Source organism: Shewanella sp. BC20 (assembly GCF_003129585.1).
Taxonomy (GTDB): Bacteria; Pseudomonadota; Gammaproteobacteria; order Enterobacterales; family Shewanellaceae; genus Shewanella; species Shewanella seohaensis.
This window is the reverse complement of record NZ_NHRI01000014.1, coordinates 92,299-113,964: the sequence shown is the minus strand read 5'-3', so window position 1 is coordinate 113,964 and position 21,666 is coordinate 92,299. Positions and strand designations below refer to the sequence as shown.

Here is a 21,666-nt window from a genome sequence, read left to right as displayed (position 1 = left end):
AAACGAGGCGCATATCCGATGCGCGCTAAACCATAGATTAGAAGCTACGCTTCACCAGAAAACGCCATTCCCAACTGTTGACCGAATCACCACCCGTGTAGGGCACTGAGAGGTCAATATGGGCGACGTTGCCGTAACTGGAGCGAGAGGAATAAATCCGCGCGCCAATACCGAAACTGGCAAGCGGGCCGCTGACCTCGTTATTGGCCGCTAACGGACCACCCGAGGCTTGGCCGACATCGGCAAATACCGCCCAGCCGAGTTCGGCCAATTGGTATAGGTTGATATTGGGATAATTACGGATTTCGGCGGTGAGTAACCATTGGTTATCGCCCTGCTGATATTCGTTGGGATAACCGCGTACCCCGGTTTCATCGCCTAGCCCTTCGGTGAGGTCGAGGTAAGTGTTATTCGACACGCTTGCCCACGCCTTGCCATAGGCTATCCATTTAGGATTGATTTGATAGAAGTATTCGGCCTGAACATTGGCTTGATAGGTATCTTTTGGGGTGGTGCCTAAGGTGCTGGTGGCGCCCATTTCGAGTAGCCATAAATGCTCATCAAACTTATACCCGCGGGTAGTTTGCCATTTGAAGTGATAGCCCACGGGGTTATTGTCGCCTATGTCATTGGTTTCGATACCCAATTGAATATAGTGGTGCCAACCTAAGTTAAAGTCTTCGTTATTACGAATAAGGTGCACATTATTGAGTACCTGAAAGTCGTCCTGAATAAACTCATAGGCGACCCAGGGATACATAAAGTCCCTGTCCTGCGGTAACTCGGATGTGGGGTAAACCTCTGAATTGGCAAACTCGTGCTTATCTTGGGTAAAGCCTGCTATAAAGCGGGAAAGATTGTCATTGTTTCTATTGAGTAGCCAACCGTATTGCAGATTAAGATAGTCGACAGTGTGTTCAAACTCGTTCACCTCATGGCCGTTCTGCCGCAAGATATCGGTGCGGCTATCATCCAAAAACTCCGCCGAGTACATGGTCTCAGTATTCAATGAATAGAAGGGCTTACTCACATACACATGCTTTGCCTGGCCGTCGCTATTATCGTAAAACTCGGCGGCGACAATACCGTGGTCGATAATGCTAATGGGCGCTTCGAAGGCAAATTTATAGCCAGTGCGTGACTCGTCGGATTGATATTTTAAACGGGTGCGTATGCCAGTACCGAAGAGGTTGTCTTCTTTCACGCCAAAGGAGTAACGGGTGTCACCGCCCGAGCTACTAAAGCTGGTGGTGGGGAGCAGGGACCAGTTATCCCAGGTCTCGATAACGATGGACTCATCATCTGGGTGGACATCGGCCTCGGGATCTTTCTCACTGACATAGACTTTTGCATCGCGAATATAAGGTTCGGCGCGCAGTAAACGTTGTGACTCGTCGAGGTCTTTTTGGGTAACTGTATCGTTTTCACCAAAAGTCAGCCTATCTTTAACCACGTATTCCTTGGTGTTGATATGCAGATAGTTTGCCCAGCGGTGGATAAAAAATGCGTCGGGATCGGACTCATCGAAAATCGGGTTGCTCACCACGACAATCTTGCTGACCTTTTTAGAGGCTTCCTCGGGGGGCGTTTTGGGGGCAGCCTCATCCGCTCTGGCTAGGTTGACTAGACCACAGAGACAACAAGGTAGAATCGATGCATACAGGGTAAACTTCTGCATAAAACCACTCCCGTAAACTGGATAGCAACAGCATAAGGCTCTGCTGCACTTCACAATTTAATAACACACGGGAAGTGACCATTAGTCAAGGAAACATTTTAATAAGATTATGATTTTACTTAAGGTTGCTTTAAGAATCGGGCTGGGCTTGGCGCCAGCCCTAGGGTGAGAGGTTATAGCGTTCGTCTTGGTGGTACCACGACGTTGGCAAAAATCAGTCCGGCGATAAGCGACATAAAGATCAAAAAGATCTGCGAGCCAATATGTGCCTGATTAAGCATAGTCTCACCCGAGATCAGCGCGTTCAGCCCTATGTAGGTTTTACTGCCGGGCACTAAGATAACGATACCCTGCAGCAGTGCAATCGAGGCGGGCGCCTTCATCCAACGGGCATAAAGATTGGAGTAAACCCCTACGGCTAGGGCGCCGAAGAAGATCCCCACCGAATCCCCAAAAAAGTGCCCGCCTAACATGGCGGAGAAGAATGCCACTATCCCCGCCAGCACGCCCCAGGGCGAATCTTGCATCCGTGCCTTAAAGATAAACACCAGCGCCATCGACAGGATAGGCACCGCCGACCAAATCGCCCAGCGTGGTAAGCCTTCAGGCTCGATATGAATAGCTTCACCGAAGAAGGCTTTACCGATCGCCATCCCCAGCACTGCGCCAAAGTACAGCTTAAACAACAACATACTGGCGTCCATAATCCGCGCAGTGCCCGAGATCAGGTCGCGAGCCGCCAGTTCTGCCAACCCTAAGGTTAAGGCTAAGCCGGGAATAAAGATGATGATGGAGGAGAGGATCACCACGGGAATATTAATATTGGGATCGATGCGGGCAATGGCGCAGGCGGCAATGGCGCAAACAATCGTCGCGAAGGGCTCTAAGACTTCTGCCATGCGCGTCGAACGCTCGGCGCGGTACACAAAGCCATAGACTAGCAAGCCTAACAAGCCTGACCAAAAGACATCGTTCCAACCCGTGCCCATCAACATGGCAAAGGCGGCCGCCGAGGTGCCAAAGGAGAAACAGGTTAATGCTGGGCCGTAGGGGTTGGGTTTGTTGGCAATTTCCTCTAGCCTGTCTAAGGCTTCGGTGAGTGTGCGTTTACCCGAGGTGAGCTCATCAACCAGTTCATCGGTGCGGGCGAGGGAGCCTAAATCCAATTCGCCGGGTTTAACCCGCGCAACATGGTTATATTCTTGATCGGTATCGTGTTGTAATACGAAGGTCATCGAGGTCGGCGAGATTAAAAAATAACCTTCGATTCCGAGCGTCCGTGAGACGGTTTGCAAATGGGTTTCAAGACGGTAAGCGGGTGTGCCAAACTTATGTAAAGCCTTGCCTAGCTTAATGATAAATTTACGCTTTTCGAGAAACTGTTCGTTATCCAATCGGGCTATTCACTGTATAAAAAGTTGTAAGAGATCACGCGCGCATATTAACCTATCTTGTCGCTAAAAGGTTAATGGCTTTTAAGCTTAATACAAATAAATTGCTGAATTTTTGCGGTCTATACCGCGGTGATGTTAATCAAAAGGGAATCGCTATGCCGTTGATGGTAACAGGGTTTTACGCCAGCTTGACTGGGTTGTTGATAATCGCGCTGGCTTATCGAGTGGTGAAATTAAGACGAAGCCAAAAAATCGGTATCGGCGATGGCGGCAACAATGCCTTGGCGCTGGCGGGCAGGGTGCATGCGAATCTGATTGAGAATGCGCCCATAGTATTGATTTTAATGCTGGTGGCCGAGGCGGGTGGCTTAGCGCATTTCTATTTGCATTGTTTTGGTACAGTGTGGATTGTGGCGCGCTTGCTCCATGCGATAGGGTTAACTCAGGGGAAAGGCGGTTATCATTTCGGCCGTTTTTGGGGCGTGTTGCTCACTTGGTTGGTGACTATCAGCCTAGCCTTAGTCAACTTAGTGCATTTTGCTCAAAGTCTGTAATGGCTGAGATAGGGTAATGGCCGTCTAAGCCATATCCCTAGCCACTTTAGGGGTATTGAGCACATTGGTGCAAATACCCCGAAAAACACCTCGGCTGCTGTTTTTTTAATCGCACTTATCCCTGTTTGCCTGCTATACTCCGCGTCCCTAAATCGGTGCGGCCTGTTTTTGCCTGCACCTTTGTTTGACATTACGCTTTTGGGTCAAAATCGATGCAAGTTGAATCCACACTGTTTAGCCATCCCAAGTATTGGGCCGAGTCCTTCGGCACCGCGCCTTTCTTACCTATGTCTCGCAAGGAGATGGAGAAATTAGGCTGGGACAGCTGTGACATTATTATTGTCACTGGTGACGCCTATGTGGACCATCCCAGCTTTGGTATGGCGGTCATTGGCCGGATGTTAGAAGCCCAAGGCTACCGCGTCGGGATTATTTCTCAGCCCGATTGGTCGAGCAAAGATGCCTTTATGCAGCTTGGCCGCCCGAATCTGTTTTTTGGTGTCACCGCCGGCAACATGGATTCGATGATCAACCGTTACACCGCCGACCGTCGTATCCGCAGCGATGATGCTTATACTCCTGGCGATGTGGGCGGTAAGCGCCCAGACCGTGCCGTGACCGTTTATACCCAACGTTGTAAAGAAGCCTTTAAAGATGTGCCAGTGATCATTGGCGGCATCGAGGCGAGCCTGCGCCGTATCGCGCACTACGATTATTGGTCGGACAAAGTCCGTCGCAGCGTGATTTTCGATGCCAAGGCCGACATCTTGATGTACGGCAACGCCGAGCGTCCGCTGGCTGAAGTGGCGCGTCGTTTAGCGGCGGGTGAAGCCATTGGGGATATTCAGGATGTGCGCGGCACTGCCGTTATCCGTAAAGAGCCTATGCCCGAGTGGCGTGGGATGGATTCTCGCAAGATAGATCAACTGCATAAAATCGATCCTATCCCGAACCCCTATGGCGCCGACGATGTGGGCTGTGCCAATTTATCTGGCCCATCGGATGTTAAAATTTTCGATAACGATGCGCCAAAACCCATCAGTGTGCAGCCGCCACGCCCTAAGCCTTGGGATAAAACCTATGTGCTGCTGCCAGCCTTTGAAAAGGTCTCTGAGGACAAATACTTATACGCCCATGCCTCGCGGATTTTGCACCAAGAGCAAAATCCGGGTTGTGCGCGAGCGCTGTTCCAGCCCCACGGTGACCGTGGCGTGTGGGTGAACCCTCCGGCTTGGCCACTCAATACCGACGAGATGGATGCCGTATTCGATTTACCCTATCAACGGGTGCCGCATCCTGCCTACGGTAAGGACAAAATCCCCGCCTATGACATGATCAAAACCTCGATCAACATCATGCGCGGTTGCTTTGGTGGCTGTTCATTCTGCTCGATTACCGAGCATGAAGGCCGGATTATCCAGAGCCGTTCGCAAGAATCGATTATTAAAGAAATCAAAGATATTCAGGATAAGGTTCCCGGCTTTACTGGGGTGATTTCCGACTTAGGCGGCCCCACCGCCAACATGTATCGCCTCGGCTGTACCAGTGAAAAAGCGGAGAAAACCTGTCGCCGTTTATCCTGTGTGTATCCATCGATTTGCGGCCATTTAGGTACAGATCATAAACACACTATCGACTTGTACCGCGCAGCTCGCGCCGTGCCCGGCATCAAGAAAATCTTGATTGCTTCGGGCGTGCGTTACGACTTAGCGATTGAAGATCCGGCCTACGTCAAAGAGTTGGTCCAGCACCATGTGGGCGGCTATTTGAAAATCGCCCCTGAGCATACCGAAGAAGGGCCGCTCAGCAAGATGATGAAACCCGGCATGGGCGCCTACGATAAGTTTAAAGAGCTGTTCGACAAGTATTCTAAGGAAGCGGGTAAAGAACAGTTCCTGATCCCTTATTTTATTTCGGCGCATCCGGGCACAACCGACGAGGATATGCTCAACCTCGCGCTCTGGCTGAAGGAGCGTAAGTTTAAGCTCGACCAAGTGCAAAACTTCTATCCATCGCCAATGGCAAATGCGACGACCATTTATCACACTGAGTTGAACTCGCTGAAAAACGTGAAGCACACCAGTGAGGTGGTGCCAGTGCCGAAGAAGGGCCGCCAACGTCGCCTGCATAAGGCGCTGCTGCGTTACCACGACCCAGCGGGTTGGCCTATCATCCGCGAAGGCTTGATTGCCATGGGACGTGAAGATTTGATTGGTAACAGTCCGAATCACCTCGTTCCACCAGAAGGGCGCAACGAACGTGGCCAGAAATGGATGAAGGATGCTAACCAAGGGCAAAAAGCCCTGACGCGCTTCTCGGGCAATCAGTTCGATGAGCGTAAGGGTAAAGGCGATGCCAAGGGCAAACCGAGCGCAAGCAAGCCTAAGGGACCTAAGCCTGGGGCGAATGCAGCGCAAGGTCAGCAGCCTAAGAGTAGCCGTCCGGGCGCTAAGGCACCTTTTGGTCAGTCGGGCTTTAAGGGAAAATCAGAGCAGGGTAAAGCTGGCCACCAAGGTCGTGGAAACAAAGCCTCTTTAGGCCGTCAGCACGCTAAGTAACGGCGAAAAAAAGCCACTCCAGTAAACCTATTTGGAGTGGCGCAGAGATGATGGTAAACCAGCGGTACCATCCAATGAGTGTGTGGCGAGCGTTTGTAGACGGAACGTGCGCCGCACCTCAGTCTCAAATGGGCCCACGGATATGAGGAACGTGAGCCACTATCCCTCAATGTACGGGAGAGCCTGATGAAGACTGTCCATTCCTAAAAGAAGTAGTTAATCCCTACTGCAAAGCCATTATCTTCCTGCGCTTCGAGTGCTGGATCATCCATGTTGCTGAAATCTAACTTCATTTCGGCAAACATCACAGTGTCGTTACTGTAACGGTAGTGCAGGCCAAGCATGGCGAATTGGCGGGTCCATTTGCCTTGGATGGGCGTGCTGACATCTGTGTCTAAGTCCAAATAGCTGAGGACAATCATAGGCACAAAGCCATTATCGAATTGATATGCCGTCATCAGCTCAGCGCCAGTAGCGTCGTAGAGCTCGCCGCCGACTAGTTCATTGTTCTTACTCTGATGGGCGTTAAAGCCGACGTAGAGACCGCTGGCTTCGCGGTTATCGGCGTAGTGATAGTAATCACCATACATGGCGCCGATACCGACGATTTCGTTGGTTTCATCAACTTGAGTGTTTCCTAAGTGACCTTCAAAGTCGCCACGGTTAAAGCCGGCGAGCAGTTTAAATTTATCTGTGAGTGAGTAGGTCAGGCTGGCACCGTAACTGCTATCGAAATTAAGCTCAGAGTTGGTCATTTCGCTGCCGTCATCGTTTTTTAAGGTGACATCACCATTAGTTTTGGCGGCGTATTGCAGGGCAATTTGCACTGGGCCAAAGCTATTTCGATAGATAAACGCGGAGTCGGCACGGCCTGTTCCGGTTAAGCCGCCATCGCTAAAGGCGTAGGCGCCGACACTATATCCGGCGAAGACGTTCGGTAAATCTGTCGTGCCTGCAACATCGTAGTAAGCGCCCCATTGCTTACCAAAACTGAGGCTACCCCATTCATCGTGCGACATACCGACATAACCTAAACGGTTATAGAGGAAGTCTTCGGTTTTTTCGGCGGCCAGTTTGCCGCCTTGCATCACTAAACTGTCATCGCTGGACACCATGTTGATGCCCCATTCCGTAGTGGCAAAGGCGGTCCAGCCATTTCTCTCGCTGCGTTCAAAGCTAAATCGTACTCGGGAGGAGTCGTCAATGACTGAGGTATCGTGGCTGTCGTTGAGTGCCGCGAAGCCTAACCAACCACTTAAATCTAATGAGTTTTTTTGATCGTTATAGAGTTCAACCGCTTGGCTGCTGGTGGCGGCCAACAGCATAGGTAGCATTAGAGCGATGCATGTTTTTTTCATAGTTCCACCGAAATTAGGCAAGTTTTGTCTGGGGACCTTAAGCACTGTGGCTTAAAGTCCCTGAAGACGGATTGGTTTTATGTTTCTTATCTAGTAATGGGTGAGAATCGCAGGGGAGACGTGCTCACGCTGCTTTGATCTCAGCTGTTGGTGTTTTATTGGAAATCACCCCGTAGATGGTCCAACCGAAGAAGGTCGCGATAGCGCCTAACATCACTGCGGTTTCACCAGAGCTATAGAGGGCGTAGAAGCTATACAGGGCGCCGATAACCGCAATCACGTTGGCAACACGGGCCTTGTTCGCTGGTACTTTGAGTTGTTTTTGCATCACACCTAGGGCTGCCATCGACAGGATGTAAGGCACAATGTTAGTCACCACGGCGAGGTTAACCAGGGCTTCAAACTGTTTGCTCAGTGATGGGCTAATAGTCATCAGAGACAGCAGGGTTTGAATCGAAACGATGATGGTCATACCCCAAATTGGCGCATCGGCTTTACTGACCTTAGAGAACACTTTAGGGAAGAAACCTTCATCGGCAGAGGCTTTAAACACTTGCGCGATAGTGAACTGCCAACCCAGCAGTGAGCCAGTACAGGAAATAATGGCGCAGGCCATCACGATTTTACCGACCACAGGGTTAAACATTTGCGCGAAGGCTAGACCGAAAGGTGCGTTTGAGTTGGCAAGGTCGGCGTTAGGCACAATACCGGCAATCACGTTGGTTGAAACGATATAGATAAGCGCTGCACCTAAGGTACCGCCCATTACGGCGATAGGAACGTTTTTCTCTGGGTTATCTACTGTCTCCGAGTTAGCACAAGCTGATTCTAAGCCAAGGAATGCCCATAAAGTCATCGCGATTGAACCGCCTAAGGCTTTAAAGAAAGGCATATCGTGTGGGTTCCAAGCACCTTTGTAGAGGTCGATGTCGAACCAGAACCAACCGATTAACGACACACCAATCACGGGCAGAATAATCCCCCACACGGTAACGCTACTCACGCGACCCGTAATGCGGGCGCCACCAAAGTTAGCCACTGTCGCTAACCAAAGCACGCCAATGGTGGCAAGACAGATAGCCATTGGGCTTAAGTTCACTTCGAGTAGCACCGCGGCATAACCCACGGCAGAGATAGCGATGGCGACGTTAGCGATTAAAAGCGATACCGCATAGGTGTAGTTCGCCATAAAGTTACCGCTGCGGCCGAAGGCATATTCGGCGTAACCGCCCATACCACCTGATTTTTTACTGAACATACCGCATTTAGCAAAGGCATAAGCAAGCGCCGTAGAACCCGCCGCAGTCACTAACCAAGAAAGGATAGAAATAGTACCGACTTGGGCTAATTGGGTAGGCAACATGATAATACCTGAACCCATCATGTTGACTATGGTGATAATAGTTAATTGGACGACACCAATTTTATTTGCTGATTTACTCATAATAATGACCTAATAATGTTATTCATTATAGAAGTTTGAAATTGACTGCAGAGCGGGGTTAATTAACTCTGCAGCCGGGTTTCAATTATTTATTTAATACATAACCTAGGGCTTGGATTTTTCCGTCTGGGGTGTTTTCGAGATAAACACCTTGTAACTCAGGGGAGAATCCGGGTAATAAGTTGATGCCTTCTTCAAGGGCTAAGAAATAACGTTGTACCGCGCCGCCCCATATTTCACCTGGGACCACACATAACACTCCAGGTGGGTAAGGCAATGCACCTTCAGCGGCAATGCGTCCCTCAATTTGTGACAGTGGCACTAACTCCACTTTGCCACGGATAAACTCGAGGTTGGCTTCCTGTGGATCCATCACTTTTGTTGGGAAATGCGCCTGACGGAACATTTCTTTTTGCAGTTGTTTTACGTCATGGCTGACATAAAGGTTGTGCATCTCTTGGCAGAGTTGACGAATGGTATAGTCTTTATAACGGGCTTTATTTGCGTTATAGACGTTAGGTAATACTTCAGATAATGGCGCATCTTCGTCGACTAACTTTTCAAAACGAGATATTTGCGACACTAAGTGTTGCATCTTCGCCATATCTTCTGCTGGCGTCATCAGGAATAAAATCGAATTTAAGTCGCACTTCTCGGGAATAATATTATTTTCACGTAAGAAGTTAGCCAGAATAGTTGCTGGAATACCAAACTCAGTATATTTACCGGTTTCGGCATCGATACCTGGCGTGGTTAATAGGAACTTACAAGGGTCTACGAAATATTGGCCTTTTTCGTAACCGTCGAAGGAGTGCCATTTTTGTCCGGGTTCAAACTCGAAGAAACGTAAATCATCGGCCATTTGTTCGGTTGGATAATCCTGCCATGGGCGTCCCTCGATCATGCTTGGGATAAATGGCTTGATATATTTGCATTTTTTGAGCAGTAACTTGCGAGCTTCAATACCAGCTTTTACCGCCTCACGCCACAGATAACGGCCACTGGCGCCTTCGTGCATTTTAGCGTTCACATCCAATGCGGCAAACAGCGGATAGAAGGGGCTGGTAGAGGCGTGCATCATAAAGGCGTTGTTGAAGCGTTTATGGTTGCAGTATCTGGCTTGGCCTTTGATATGTGAGTCTTTTTTGTGAATTTGCGAGGTTTGTGAGAAGCCAGCCTGCTGTTTGTGCACTGACTGAGTCACGATAATACCGGGATCTTCAGGCGTCAGTTCGAGCAGCAGAGGCGAGCAGTCATTCATCATAGGAATAAATTGCTCATAGCCAACCCAAGCTGAGTCAAACAGGATGTAATCACATAGATGTCCAATACGATCAACTACTTGGCGAGCGTTGTAGATAGTGCCGTCATAAGTGCCCAGCTGGATAATAGCTAAACGGAATGGACGTTGTTCATCGGCACGCTCTGGTGCAACGGCGCGGATTTGTTCCCTTAAATAAGACTCTTGGAAGCAGTGGGCGTCGATACCGCCAATAAAGCCGAAGGGGTTACGGGCCGTTTCTAAATAAATCGGTGTCGCACCGGCTTGAATTAACGCGCCATGGTGGTTGGATTTATGGTTGTTACGGTCGAATAATACCAAGTCACCCTTCGCCAGCAGTGCGTTGGTCGCCACTTTATTTGAAGAAGAAGTTCCGTTGAGCACAAAGTAGGTTTTATCGGCGTTAAAGACTTTAGCCGCGTATTTTTGTGCATCCAGTGGCGCGCCTTCATGGATTAACAGATCGCCGAGTTTAACGTCGGCATTACACATATCTGAGCGGAAAATGGTTTCGCCAAAGAAATCGAAAAATTGGCGACCCACAGGATGTTTACGGAAGAATTGACCACCCTGATGGCCTGGGCAGGCGAAGGTGGAATTGCCCATTTCCACGTATTTTTTCAGTGTGCCAAAGAACGGCGGTAATAGGGCTTGCTCATATTTTTGGACGGCGGTTTCGACCTGTTTGCCATAGAAATCGGTATTGCTACCGCAGAGCTCAAATACCCCGGTAATAGAAGAGCAAATATCATCTGGGAAGGTTTCTTCACAACAAACTGATACGAAAATAGGCAGTTTCAATCCGGTATTTTTAATTTTTTCAACAATACCATTTCTAACATCATCAACAGAGACTACAGCCGCACCCACATCGCAAAAATCTGTGGTTAATACATTGACGACTTCTCTGTCTATTTCAAAACATGATCTAACAGATAAGCTGGCGGCAACTTTTAATGATTTCATCGTTAATTTCCCTTTTACTTTAAAAAGTTTTGGATACAACTTGGCCTATACCTAATTAAAAAATATTAATGGCATTAAATTAGATATGGCTATTCCGTGTGCAGATATGATGAGGCTATAAATCGTCCTAGAATAAAATAGATAGATTTATTCCGAGAGAATTATTTGGCCGCAGCTTGGCTGCACTGACTAAAGAATGCTTTGATTTAGGTGCGAGATAATAAACCTGCAAAAACAGTACGATAAGTGTATGCGCTTACAAGGGCAATACCACTTTAGACCTGTTAATTGGCCTACGACCTACGCGAGGATTAGCGAAGGAAGATGTATGAATGGTCGAAATAGTCACGTTGGCTTGGCATCATGATATGTCTGGTGCGCCGGATGTGAGCCATGATTTTTGATTTCCTCTTCATATACAACTCCATTATGAGATTAGAGAAAATGATTGATACGTTTTATTACGGTATGGAGTTTATCTGTGTGTTATCAATAAAAATATGATCAGTGTCGTATTTTTAATTGGTTGTAATTATTTATTTCAATATTTTTACCAAATTAAATACAGTCAATCATCCTTAAGTATCATTATCTAAATAACGAAAGTAAATATTGTCAAATAAATAATGAAAGTTAAAAAGTGCATAAATTAATAAATGATAAATATCTAATTGCTCGCAAACCACAGTATTAAATTGCTTGGTTATTTATAAGGTACGCTATATTTGAATAAAAATGCAGACAAAGTCTTTACAAAATCACTTTGGTGCTTAAAGATGACAAAAAGTCGACACTTTTTCTCAATTTTGAGCATTTAGGGAAGAAACTTGGCGTTTTGAGGCAGGTTTATGACCTGGAGCTGACGTAAATTAGCGGTGTTACGTATCTATAGGAGACAGTGATGAAGCATTTACATAAGTGGATAGTCGGAGTTGGATTATTAACGGCGGTATTTAGTTCGGCGCAGGCCATGACCTTATCGAGTAAAGATATTGGCGAAGGTCAGCAATTATCGAATCAATTTGTTTTTAATGGTTTTGGCTGTAATGGCGAGAATCTTTCTCCCGAACTCACTTGGAGTGATGCGCCAAAAGGCACAAAAGCCTATGCGGTGACGGCTTATGATCCAGATGCGCCAACAGGCAGTGGTTGGTGGCATTGGGCCGTCTACAATATTGGCGGCGAGCAACAACAGTTAGCCCAAGGTGCGGGCTCTAAAGCCAACGCCTTACCTAAAGGGGCGATTGCGCTGAAGAATGACTTTGGCACCACCGACTTTGGTGGCGCTTGTCCGCCACAGGGGCATGGCATGCACAGGTATGTGTTTACTGTGTGGGCGCTACCTTCGCCATTAGAGTTACCTAAAGAGGCATCTCCCACGTTGTTAGGCTTTATGCTCAATTCGCAGGCCTTAGGTAGTGCTAAGCTGACCGCTGTGTATCAGCGTTAATCGTGCAGGGCTGATGCATGATCCGCATGTTTGAATACGACTCTAAACTGGCGCAGTCACTTTCGCGGGTGCCAGTGCATCAGCCCTCGATTATCCGCGTGATCCAAGGCGAGAAGTCGCTGCTCTGGCAAGATGATGCCCTCGCCGTGAATGCTGAGCAGCTATTATTGTTACCCGCCGGAAGCCATATCAGCTTCGTTAATCGACCAATGAGCGGGCGCTATCGAGCGGTGCAACTCCTCTTACCCTATGAGTTACCCTCGGGCGTTATGCTGGCGGCGACCGACAGGCAGATACCTAAACCCACGCAAACAATTTCACGCTCGGTCGATTTTGCCTGGAATGCGTTATTGCACAGCCTGACTTTGGCACTACCCACGTCGGTGCAGATGCATTATTTAGCAGCCTTGCTGCTCAGTCTGCCGCAGCAAGCGAGCGTCAATTGGCTCTACAGTCATAAGCCTGCGAATGTGAGCCAAGCGGTGCTGGGCTTATTGGGGCAACATCCTTCAGCCCCATGGCAGCAAGAGGACATCGCCGACAAGTTGCATATGAGCAGTGCCAGTTTAAGACGTAAATTGGCGCAGGAAGACACTAGCTTTAGGCAATTGCTCGCCGAAGTGCGTTTGTGTCAGGGCCTAACGCTGCTACAAAACTCGACGGATTCCGTGCTGCAAATTGCCTTGGCCTGCGGCTATTTATCGGCAGAAAAATTCTCGGCGCGCTTTAAACAGGCTTTTGGCCTGACACCCGCCGCGTATCGCCGTACACTGTGAGCTACGTTAATCGTCATTACAAGGAGTCGACATGGCAGAAGAACAATTCACTGAAACTGGTTTTTGGAACAAAATCAAACTGTTTGGTCGTCAGGCTGGGCGTGAAGTGGTTGAGCGTGCCCTGTGGCTTTACTATGCGGCGCAAAAGCCCAATACGCCTAAGTGGGCCAAGTCGGTGATTTTTGGGGCCTTGGCTTACTTTATCTCGCCCTTGGATGCGATCCCGGATTTGACACCTTTAGTGGGCTTTACCGATGACTTGGGCGCCTTAGCGGCGGCGCTTACTATGGTTATGCTCTATATAGATGATGAGGTGAAATCCCAAGCGGCGGATAAGTTGGCGCTGTGGTTTGGCGATGAGCCCGCTGAGCCTAAGCCTTAGTCGCGAAAATGGCAGCATCTTTTAGGCTAAAAATATGATTTTATTAGTGGTTAATGAATAGGCTTTACCCACGTTTTTTAAGGGTAAAAATATTTTTTTTGAAACGTTTCACTATTGGTTCATTGCGCTATATGCTAGCGCTGTTTTGTGAACCCATTGTGTGTGTTTAGGCAAAGAAATGAAAAATATTATGGCGGTGATCCTGTGGTTTTTAGGAGTCTCTGCCGCCACCCCCGTGTTCGCCGATAAGGCCTCGCCAGAACAACTCGCCCGCCTGTACCTCGATTTTATGGCTCAGACCAGTCGCCAGAGTGAAGCCCTGTGGCCAGGATTTCGCCTCGACGATAAAGTGCACCTCTTTAGCTATGCAGGCAATGTGTGGTTACGCCAACCCGGCGGTGAAATTATCCAAGACAACAGCGTGTTAGAGTCGGTTAACTTGCACTCTGGGTTATCGATTAACTTTGGTTTTCCCCAATATCAAGGGCAAGCGGGTGTGCTTATCCAGCTCGAGTCGCCGACGATTCAATTCGACAGCACGACTAAAACCGCCGATTTACCTTTTGTGATTTGGGCGGGCAACAGTGTGCACGAGGCGTTTCATTTTTATGCCCAATCCGAGTGGCGGGTGTTAGAGGATGCGCGTCGATATGAAGGCGAGGTTTATCCACTCAACCTCGATGCCCGCTATTATCGTTTACAACTGTTTAATGCCTTGATGGCGGCCTTAAAACAACCCGAGCAGCAGGCGCAGTATTTAGGCTATGCCGCATACTGGCTACAAGTGTGGCGGCAAACGGCACCTAACGAAGATAAAGTCAGTTATGTAAATGACTTAGTCGAAGGCAGCGCCAGATATGTCGAGTTAATCGCGGGTGCGCGCTTCTTAAGTCAAAACCAGTCCTACCTCGGCTATCAGCAAATCCTGTTGCAGTACGTGCAGGATTATTATCAACAACAGCAAATGCTCGGTGGCTGGACGGCCGAGGCCGAGAATATCGGCGCGCTGGCTGGCATATTGCTCGATAGCACTCAAGATGCCTATGTGTGGAAAGAGTCAGTGATGTCGGGCATGTTGCCCGTGGATTTACTGTTAAGTCGCATCAAGCCGATTGCTCCGCCCGTTGCCCAGAATATGGCGCAGAAGAAACGGTTGCAGGATATGCTGGCCTACTATCCGGCGACTGAGCAAAAACTGACCCAGTTACTTAAGGATGTGCAAGACCCGAAAGTGCCGTTATTGGTGATGCCGAGTGTGAGCGATAGCAGCAGTTTTATCGATGTGGGTGAGGTGCGCTCTGGGTTTTATGTGGTGCCCTATCAAGAAGAAATGACCCAAGCCTATTTAGGTATGAGTTCACAATTCAGTAACTTAAATGTGAGTGGCAGTCCGTTGTTGGATGTGCCCTTACAGAATTATTGTGAGGGCATTGAAGCCGCAACTCTGTTACCTTTGGGGTTCACCTTTCAGCGCGAAGGTCAGTATTTGGTGTTCAATGAGCCGGAAATCCATGGCACCATCCGGGTTTCTGCAAGTGTTGTTGAGGGAAGAACCCTCTACTGTGCGATGAATTAATATGAGAAAAAATCAGCTCGAATTTACCTACATGCGCGGCATCGCGATTATTTTTATCGTGCTTGGCCACAGTATTTATAACTCTGGGGAAGGGTTTCCGTTACTGCTAGAAAATTTACTCAGGGGTGGCACGGCATTGTTCGTGTTTATCTCTGGTTATTTTTTCCATCGGATTTTTTATAAAGACTTCGATTACGGCAAATTTATGAAGAATAAGGTACAAAACGTACTTTATCCCTTTTTATTCGTTTCTGTTATTGGCTTGTTCTGCTTAAGTTTACGTTGGTTTTTCCTAGAGCATCAACCGCTTGAACAGGTGTTGCTCAGTATTTTTTATACCGTGCGTAATGGCTACATCCTGTATCCGCACTGGTATATCCCGTTTATCATGGCGGTGTTTTTATTCTCGCCAGTGTTTTTGTGGTTTATCCGCTGCTCGCAGCAGATGCGTTGGACCCTATTCGTGCTGAGTTGTGTGGTGGCAATTCTGCTCCACAGACCCATAGGTAACGTCAACTTTATCCACTCAGTGGTGTATTTTATGCCTTTCTATTTGATTGGTATTTTATATTCCCAAGATGAACATATTGTGACGCGCTATGGCTCAATTTTCAGTGCGTTAGCGGTGATCTTTCTGATTGTGAGTCTGGTCGAGCAAAGCTACATAGTGCAGCACATTGGCAACTACCATAAGGCGCCGTTTGAATATAACGGCATCGACTGGCAGTTTATCCAAAAGCTAAGTCTGTGTGTGTTAGTGCTTAACTTCTGTGATTGGTTGTCGAAGCGTAGTCGCATCCCTTGGCTAGTCGAAACCGCTGAGATGAGCTTTGCGATTTTCTTCATCCATCCGTTATTCGACATGTTGTTTAATACAGTCGCCACAGTGTTCCGTTATCGCTTACCACCGGGGTCTTGGGTCACCAGTATCCTGTTCTCGGCAGGGATTTTTATCTTCCTGATGGTGGGCAGTATTATCACGGCACGCTTTATCAAAAAACGCTTAGGCAACCGTTCACGTCTGTATATCGGTTGGTAACGCCAAGCGAGCTAACACAGGGGAATTAAGTTTAAATTTATTCCCCTGTGTTAGCGTGTTTTTCATCGAATTTTCCATGGAAAACATAATGAAAACTATCACCCTACCACGCCTTGGCATCGTCGGCCTTATGATGGCGACGCCGGTATTTGCCAATGCGGCTACCGAACCTGCACTTGCCATAGAGCAAGAGACTTTCTTCAATCAATTAGCATCCCATTGTGGTAAAGCATTTGCGGGCAAAGTGGTGTCAACGGACAGCGCCGATGCGGCTTTTCGTGATAAAGCACTGGTGATGCATGTGCGCGAATGCAGTGATACTGAGCTAAAAATTCCGTTCCATGTGGGTGATGACCACTCCCGTACTTGGGTGATCACAAAAACGGCTCAAGGCTTAAGGTTAAAGCATGATCACCGCCATCAAGACGGGACGGAAGATAAAGTGACTATGTATGGCGGCGATACGGCGAGTGTCGGCAGCAGCCAAAAGCAGTCATTCCCTATCGATCAGGCATCGATTGATAACTTTATGCAAAATGGCCTGACCCAGTCAGTCACCAATGTGTGGCATATGGCGATAACGCCAACGATGTTTAGCTATCAACTCACCCGTGAAAACCTCGATTTTAAAGTGGATTTTGATCTAACTCAGCCACAGCCTTTGCTACCCGCTCCGTGGGGGCATAAGTAATTGTCAGTGATAGTGAAATGGTATTTATTAAATGATAAATACCATTTCCTATTAAATCAGGTGACTAAAATATTAACACTTACCACAAGTGAACAGCATGTGTTATTGCGCTATTCAAATTCCGTCGCCCTAAACTAGAGACTGTTGATCTTTGCTTAAATTGTATTCAGCAATGTATTGGTAACCAGACCATGACAAAGGCTAACGCGACATTACTGGCATAGTTTCTTGCCAGTTTGTCGTAGCGAGTCGCAATAGCCCGATATTTTTTAATCTTTAAAAAAGCGTTTTCAACCAAGTGCCGGTACTTATAAAGGCACCAGTCCATATGGCCATTCCCAGTTTTACTGTTCTCTTTCCTCGGAATATTGGCCGCGCAACCTTGAGCTTCAATAAATGCTCGTAACCTATCACTATCGTAGCCCTTATCGGCAGTGATACTGCTTGATTTTGGGGCTTCTGCTATCAAACTCTACGCATGGGCGATATCATGTACTTGCCCACCAGAGATTTCGAAATAAACAGGCAGCCCACCACTATCAACTGCAAGATGAATTTTTGTAGAATTGCCACCTCGGCTTTTTCCTATCGCTTCGTCTGCACCGCTTGCTGCCCCGCAGCTGTCCTGATGCGCTTTCACGATGCTTCCATCAATAAATAGCCACTCAGGGTCATTTTCAGACGATATGCTTTGAAACAGTTTTTGAAGTACCCCTTTTTTGACCAGAGGTTAAAACGTCTAAAAACGGTATTCCAACGGCCAAATTTTTCAGGCAGATCTCGCCATTGAACTCCAGTACGCATCCGATACAGAATGCCTTCAAGCGTATTTCTGTGCTCATACTTATTGTAAACACGCCCCGTGTCTTTAAGTATTTGCTTTAGGGCTTCCCAGGCTTTATCTGTTAACATTGTTCTTGGCATAGCAACGTCCGTTCTCGGTGGTATTTTTGATTTTTGGCGAAACCATTATACCTTGTTGCTATGCCGTTTATTTTTCACTCAAAGATCAACAGCCTCTAGATAAAACGCAGTCTTAGAGAGATACCGGGGTTTTATTGATTACCTCATGTCTATTATCTTAGTGGGTTGCCAGATAGTTTGATTGTGGTGGGAGACCAAAATTAGCGTGCATTTTTGTTCGCAAATCATCTTAGCAACGCGCTTTTCTGTCTCTTTATCTAATGCCGAGGTGGCCTCATCCATTATCAGAATTGGCGCATTTTTGATAAGCGCACGTGCTAAGGCAAGCCTTTGGCGTTCCCCTCCCGATAACCCTGCACCTTGTAAGCCGACTTCTTGGTAAATGCCCAGTTCTGATCTGTCTAATACTTCATCTAGCGCCACTTGGCGTGCCGCTTTATCTACGGCTTGATCGTCGGCATCAGGGTTACCGATACGAATATTACTGGCAATGGTGCCGGTAAAGATAAGTGGATCCTGTGGCACATAGGCGAAAAAGCGGGCAAGTTCAGCAGCGGGGATTGATGTGAGTGGCACCTTGCCCAAAGTGATCAGTCCTCGGGTGGGATCATCAAAGCGCATCAATAGCTTAAGTAAGGTTGTTTTTCCTGAACCACTCGGGCCGCCAATCAGCACGCGTTCACCTAGTTTGATAGTGGCATTGATATTTTGCACCGCAGGGGGAAATGTTACGTTATTCAGTTCGATCGTATGATTGTTTGGTATCTTTTGTTGTGCTTGGCTTGGCTCTTTGAGCGTGGGTACATTAGTCGCTTGTCGATAGTGTTTTATTGCTGCTATCTGATCATTAATGCCTATCGCCGCTACCGCGAGCGTCTCAAGTGGCGCCGCTGCGCGCATGGTCAACATCAAGACCGCGAGCAGCATTGTCGTATTGTTTATGCCAGATAGCACCAGATAGAGTGCCATGCCTGCAATAGGTAAAAAGCTGGCGATAGCCGACAGTAATGCCGCTATGGCTGCAACGCGATTAGTTCGTTCAAGTGCCGTTTCTTGTGCCAACCAGTTTTGCTCTAACCGTGTTGTTGCACCGCGATATCCTGCTGCTGTGCGCAGTAACTCAAGGTGGTCGATCAGTTCAAGGGTTGACTGATCTGCTGCCAATTCAGTGTTGTTTCGGTCCATATCGGCGCGGGCAAGAGCTCGTTGCGCCATACTCTGAATCACAAATGACACGAGTAACAAGCTAGCCAACATCAGTACCAGTGGCAGGCCACCGATCAATCCTATGCCAAAGGCAATGCATAGCGGGATAAGCGGTGCATGAATAAATACCTGAAATTGATGTGCCGGAATACTCATAAAGCTAGGAATACTCCGAGAGACAGTTTCTATGAGGAGTGTTCTGACACTCGGTGTAAACCAAGAAAGTTTAGCTTGTTGCATGGTCGAGCCTAATGCACGGTAGAGTGCATTGGCCAGCCTCGCCGCGGCCCAAAAACCAGAACGCGAAGCCAGTATAGTGGTGAGTATGGTTATCGCGGCAATCGATAGCACTTTTTGCGGTGATTGTTGCTGAGTAATGGCTAAAGCCAGTTGAATGTAGCATGCCGCTTCTAATATGGCCGCTAGAGCCCAACCGCAGGCAACAGGTATTATGTGCTTTATGGCTGCGTAATCTTGGGGACGATGTATCATTGGCCTTCTCCTTCCCTGTGATGATACTTGAGTGCGAGCTTGTCATCCGCCAGCTCGGCAAGCGTTAAGTCATGGGTGATCATCACGATCGTTTTATGGTTTGTTTTTGCATGATGGCGTAGCGCGGTGAACACGTTAAACGCCGTTTCGCTGTCTAGGGCCGATGTGGGTTCATCAAGCAATATCACGCGAGCGGGTGAAAGAAACACACGAGCAAGATTAACCCGTTGTATTTCACCGCCAGACAGTGTGCTTGCATGAGTAGTTAAGGGGTTGTCCAATTGCGCGCAGTGTAATGCTGCTAAGTAATCGTCATCCGTGGCATTAGGTGCGGTGAGTGCGAGATTATCAGCAATGGAGCTTGCTAGTAGTCCCGCACTTTGCGGTAATAGCATGATCGCGCGATTAATTGAGGCTTCATCCAACTTATTGAGTTCAATACCAGCGAGTCGAATGTCTCCGGCATGTAGCGGCTCCATGCCAGCTAATAAGCGCAGTAATGTGGATTTACCAACACCACTGATCCCTGTAACTACCGAGACTCTGCCAGCTCTAAATTGATAGTTAATGGGCACTGCTTTACTGCTGGTAGACAGTGAAGGCACTACATCGGTGAGAGTGAGCGGCATAGGTGTATTAAGCTCAATATTGCCTTTACCAACAGGAACTCTCGATTGCTCAAGAAAATCCGTTAGTCGCTCAGCGGCAGCCCGGCCCGTGGCAAGATAATCAAGTCCATGCCCGAGCTTTAGGGCTGGTGTGACAATGGCCAGACTGAAGAACAAGGCTGCAGCAAGCTTTTCTGGGGGCCATTCATGCCCAATGGCATAAGCAATCGCAAAAGTGCAAACAGCCTGCAGTAGTGATGTGGCCACAGCGACTGAAGTGGATACCTTGCTTACCCGCTTAAGAATATCCTCAATAAAATGCTTAGTTGCCCTTTGGTAATCGGCCATAGCACCCGTTTGTGCGCCATAAATGCGAAATACAGGTGCACCACGGGCGTAGTCATCTACTGCTGCAGTGATATTTCCCATCACATTGACTCGTGCTTCCCCCTGTTTTGCAGCAAGCCTTGGGATCACCACCAAATAGAAAAGCGCTGCGACTAGACCTGGGATAAGGGCAAGTAATGCCACTAGGCACGCGCTTAAGATCAGCAAACCGATAGTGATGGCAGGGACAATGATAAAGGTCGCTAATTCTGAGGGTAAATGCGCGATCATATGATGCAATGACGCTATGTCATCGACCATTAATCGCTTTAACTTTTCGCCCTTATATTTTGCCAAAGTACTTGGTGGCAGCCTGACAAGATGCGCTGCAACATGACGCCTTAATCTTCCAGAAAATTGCGCCTCAGCATTGTGGTTAACCCAAGATGCGCCAGCTGATAGCAGCGCTGACACGACCCCAAATATGAGCACCCCCGCTAACCATAGCGAATGATGACCAGCAATAAGTTGAATCATGCACCAGAGTGCTCCTAGTGTCGTCACGCCAGCACTTGCAGCTAGCAGCATTCCGAAAGTGAGTGCGGGAATCGCCGGACGTAGGGCGAAGGCTAATGTTGAAGTGGGACTGAAAAGTCGCTGCATTTTAATGTTCACCTAAAAAATCGAAGTGGAGCAGGCTGGGCTTCGGTCTGGAAAGTGTGATTAACATAAGGCCAATGAAGCGATGAAGTCTTGATATTGCAGAGTAAAAAATAGTCTGAGTGCCAGATTTTATGGGCAAATGAACATCCACGAGCCAAATTCCTTGTTTCATAAAAATTGAACCGCCATGAGATGGCGACCATATTAAGCGGTCATTTTTATTTATCAACATAGTGTTGATAAATGTTTTGAACGGCGATAATATAATTGATAACTATTCTCATTGGCAACAAATCTT

The 21,666-nt window shown here is 47.9% G+C and carries 16 protein-coding genes and 1 pseudogene; 8 read left to right on the top strand and 9 right to left on the bottom strand.

The genetic code is table 11. The features are described 5' to 3' along the window. Nucleotides 1–37: 37 nt before the first annotated feature. Together CBX96_RS15040 and CBX96_RS15035 are read right to left on the bottom strand one after the other, a co-directional pair. On the bottom strand, nt 38–1,678 hold the full coding sequence (locus tag CBX96_RS15040) for a hypothetical protein (protein WP_109287257.1): 1,641 nt from the start codon (nt 1,676–1,678) through the stop codon (nt 38–40). A gap of 173 nt (nt 1,679–1,851) precedes the next feature. Continuing rightward, complete coding sequence (locus CBX96_RS15035; protein ID WP_109287256.1) at nt 1,852–3,072, bottom strand: threonine/serine exporter ThrE family protein; 1,221 nt, start codon at nt 3,070–3,072, stop codon at nt 1,852–1,854. 155 nt (nt 3,073–3,227) lie between these two features. Here CBX96_RS15035 and CBX96_RS15030 point away from each other — a divergent pair, with 155 nt between their 5' ends. Together CBX96_RS15030 and CBX96_RS15025 are read left to right on the top strand one after the other, a co-directional pair. Next, nucleotides 3,228–3,626 carry an MAPEG family protein gene (locus tag CBX96_RS15030; RefSeq protein ID WP_109287273.1) on the top strand — a complete coding sequence of 133 codons (399 nt, stop codon included), beginning with the start codon at nt 3,228–3,230 and terminating at the stop codon, nt 3,624–3,626. Between the two features lie 212 nt (nt 3,627–3,838). Continuing rightward, a complete protein-coding gene (locus CBX96_RS15025; protein ID WP_109287255.1) occupies nt 3,839–6,184 on the top strand; it encodes a YgiQ family radical SAM protein in 2,346 nt (781 codons plus the stop codon). Nucleotides 6,185–6,387: 203 nt separating this feature from the next. Here CBX96_RS15025 and CBX96_RS15020 read toward each other — a convergent pair whose 3' ends face one another. The 4 genes from CBX96_RS15020 to speFL all read right to left on the bottom strand — a co-directional run bounded on the left by CBX96_RS15020 (nt 6,388) and on the right by speFL (nt 11,629). Beyond that, the gene (locus CBX96_RS15020) at nt 6,388–7,542 is read right to left on the bottom strand and encodes a porin (protein WP_109287254.1); all 1,155 of its coding nucleotides are present in this window, start codon (nt 7,540–7,542) and stop codon (nt 6,388–6,390) included. Between the two features lie 124 nt (nt 7,543–7,666). Continuing rightward, nucleotides 7,667–8,986: a putrescine-ornithine antiporter gene (gene potE / locus CBX96_RS15015; protein WP_011718605.1), complete on the bottom strand. Its 1,320-nt coding sequence runs from the start codon at nt 8,984–8,986 to the stop codon at nt 7,667–7,669. Between the two features lie 85 nt (nt 8,987–9,071). After that, nucleotides 9,072–11,234, bottom strand: coding sequence for an ornithine decarboxylase SpeF (speF, locus tag CBX96_RS15010; RefSeq protein ID WP_011624390.1), 2,163 nt, complete (start codon nt 11,232–11,234; stop codon nt 9,072–9,074). A 311-nt stretch (nt 11,235–11,545) separates the two neighbouring features. Then, a complete protein-coding gene (gene speFL / locus CBX96_RS21760) occupies nt 11,546–11,629 on the bottom strand; it encodes a leader peptide SpeFL (protein ID WP_227499260.1) in 84 nt (27 codons plus the stop codon). Nucleotides 11,630–12,135: 506 nt separating this feature from the next. Between speFL and CBX96_RS15000 the strand changes: the two genes are divergently transcribed. From CBX96_RS15000 to CBX96_RS14975, 6 genes are all read left to right on the top strand, one after another. Further along, nucleotides 12,136–12,684: a YbhB/YbcL family Raf kinase inhibitor-like protein gene (locus tag CBX96_RS15000; RefSeq protein ID WP_109287252.1), complete on the top strand. Its 549-nt coding sequence runs from the start codon at nt 12,136–12,138 to the stop codon at nt 12,682–12,684. Between the two features lie 17 nt (nt 12,685–12,701). Beyond that, nucleotides 12,702–13,460: an AraC family transcriptional regulator gene (locus tag CBX96_RS14995; RefSeq protein ID WP_011718602.1), complete on the top strand. Its 759-nt coding sequence runs from the start codon at nt 12,702–12,704 to the stop codon at nt 13,458–13,460. A gap of 31 nt (nt 13,461–13,491) precedes the next feature. Then, nucleotides 13,492–13,842, top strand: a complete 351-nt coding sequence (locus CBX96_RS14990) for a YkvA family protein (protein WP_011718601.1) — start codon at nt 13,492–13,494, stop codon at nt 13,840–13,842. Between the two features lie 178 nt (nt 13,843–14,020). Beyond that, the gene (locus CBX96_RS14985) at nt 14,021–15,418 is read left to right on the top strand and encodes a hypothetical protein (protein WP_011718600.1); all 1,398 of its coding nucleotides are present in this window, start codon (nt 14,021–14,023) and stop codon (nt 15,416–15,418) included. Nucleotide 15,419: 1 nt separating this feature from the next. Then, nucleotides 15,420–16,457, top strand: coding sequence for an acyltransferase (locus CBX96_RS14980; protein WP_109287251.1), 1,038 nt, complete (start codon nt 15,420–15,422; stop codon nt 16,455–16,457). Nucleotides 16,458–16,545: 88 nt separating this feature from the next. Continuing rightward, nucleotides 16,546–17,148, top strand: coding sequence for a hypothetical protein (locus CBX96_RS14975; protein WP_109287250.1), 603 nt, complete (start codon nt 16,546–16,548; stop codon nt 17,146–17,148). Between the two features lie 166 nt (nt 17,149–17,314). Here CBX96_RS14975 and CBX96_RS14970 read toward each other — a convergent pair. From CBX96_RS14970 to CBX96_RS14960, 3 genes and pseudogenes are all read right to left on the bottom strand, one after another. Continuing rightward, nucleotides 17,315–18,072 (bottom strand): annotated as a pseudogene (locus CBX96_RS14970) (IS5 family transposase). Nucleotides 18,073–18,210: 138 nt separating this feature from the next. Next, complete coding sequence (locus CBX96_RS14965) at nt 18,211–19,770, bottom strand: ABC transporter ATP-binding protein (RefSeq protein WP_109287249.1); 1,560 nt, start codon at nt 19,768–19,770, stop codon at nt 18,211–18,213. After that, a complete protein-coding gene (locus CBX96_RS14960) occupies nt 19,767–21,368 on the bottom strand; it encodes an ABC transporter ATP-binding protein (RefSeq protein ID WP_109287248.1) in 1,602 nt (533 codons plus the stop codon). The genes CBX96_RS14965 and CBX96_RS14960 overlap by 4 nt, the downstream gene beginning before the upstream one ends. Nucleotides 21,369–21,666 lie beyond the last annotated feature (298 nt).

Bases quoted from the DNA above. Each gene is read 5' to 3' on its own strand.
- CBX96_RS15040 (WP_109287257.1), bottom strand. From the start codon at position 1,678: ATGCAGAAGTTTACCCTGTATGCATCGATTCTACCTTGTTGTCTCTGT.
- CBX96_RS15030 (WP_109287273.1), top strand. From the start codon at position 3,228: ATGCCGTTGATGGTAACAGGGTTTTACGCCAGCTTGACTGGGTTGTTG.
- CBX96_RS15025 (WP_109287255.1), top strand. From the start codon at position 3,839: ATGCAAGTTGAATCCACACTGTTTAGCCATCCCAAGTATTGGGCCGAG.
- CBX96_RS15020 (WP_109287254.1), bottom strand. From the start codon at position 7,542: ATGAAAAAAACATGCATCGCTCTAATGCTACCTATGCTGTTGGCCGCC.
- potE (WP_011718605.1), bottom strand. From the start codon at position 8,986: ATGAGTAAATCAGCAAATAAAATTGGTGTCGTCCAATTAACTATTATC.
- speF (WP_011624390.1), bottom strand. From the start codon at position 11,234: ATGAAATCATTAAAAGTTGCCGCCAGCTTATCTGTTAGATCATGTTTT.
- speFL (WP_227499260.1), bottom strand. From the start codon at position 11,629: ATGGCTCACATCCGGCGCACCAGACATATCATGATGCCAAGCCAACGT.
- CBX96_RS15000 (WP_109287252.1), top strand. From the start codon at position 12,136: ATGAAGCATTTACATAAGTGGATAGTCGGAGTTGGATTATTAACGGCG.
- CBX96_RS14995 (WP_011718602.1), top strand. From the start codon at position 12,702: ATGATCCGCATGTTTGAATACGACTCTAAACTGGCGCAGTCACTTTCG.
- CBX96_RS14990 (WP_011718601.1), top strand. From the start codon at position 13,492: ATGGCAGAAGAACAATTCACTGAAACTGGTTTTTGGAACAAAATCAAA.
- CBX96_RS14985 (WP_011718600.1), top strand. From the start codon at position 14,021: ATGAAAAATATTATGGCGGTGATCCTGTGGTTTTTAGGAGTCTCTGCC.
- CBX96_RS14980 (WP_109287251.1), top strand. From the start codon at position 15,420: ATGAGAAAAAATCAGCTCGAATTTACCTACATGCGCGGCATCGCGATT.
- CBX96_RS14975 (WP_109287250.1), top strand. From the start codon at position 16,546: ATGAAAACTATCACCCTACCACGCCTTGGCATCGTCGGCCTTATGATG.
- CBX96_RS14965 (WP_109287249.1), bottom strand. From the start codon at position 19,770: ATGATACATCGTCCCCAAGATTACGCAGCCATAAAGCACATAATACCT.
- CBX96_RS14960 (WP_109287248.1), bottom strand. From the start codon at position 21,368: ATGCAGCGACTTTTCAGTCCCACTTCAACATTAGCCTTCGCCCTACGT.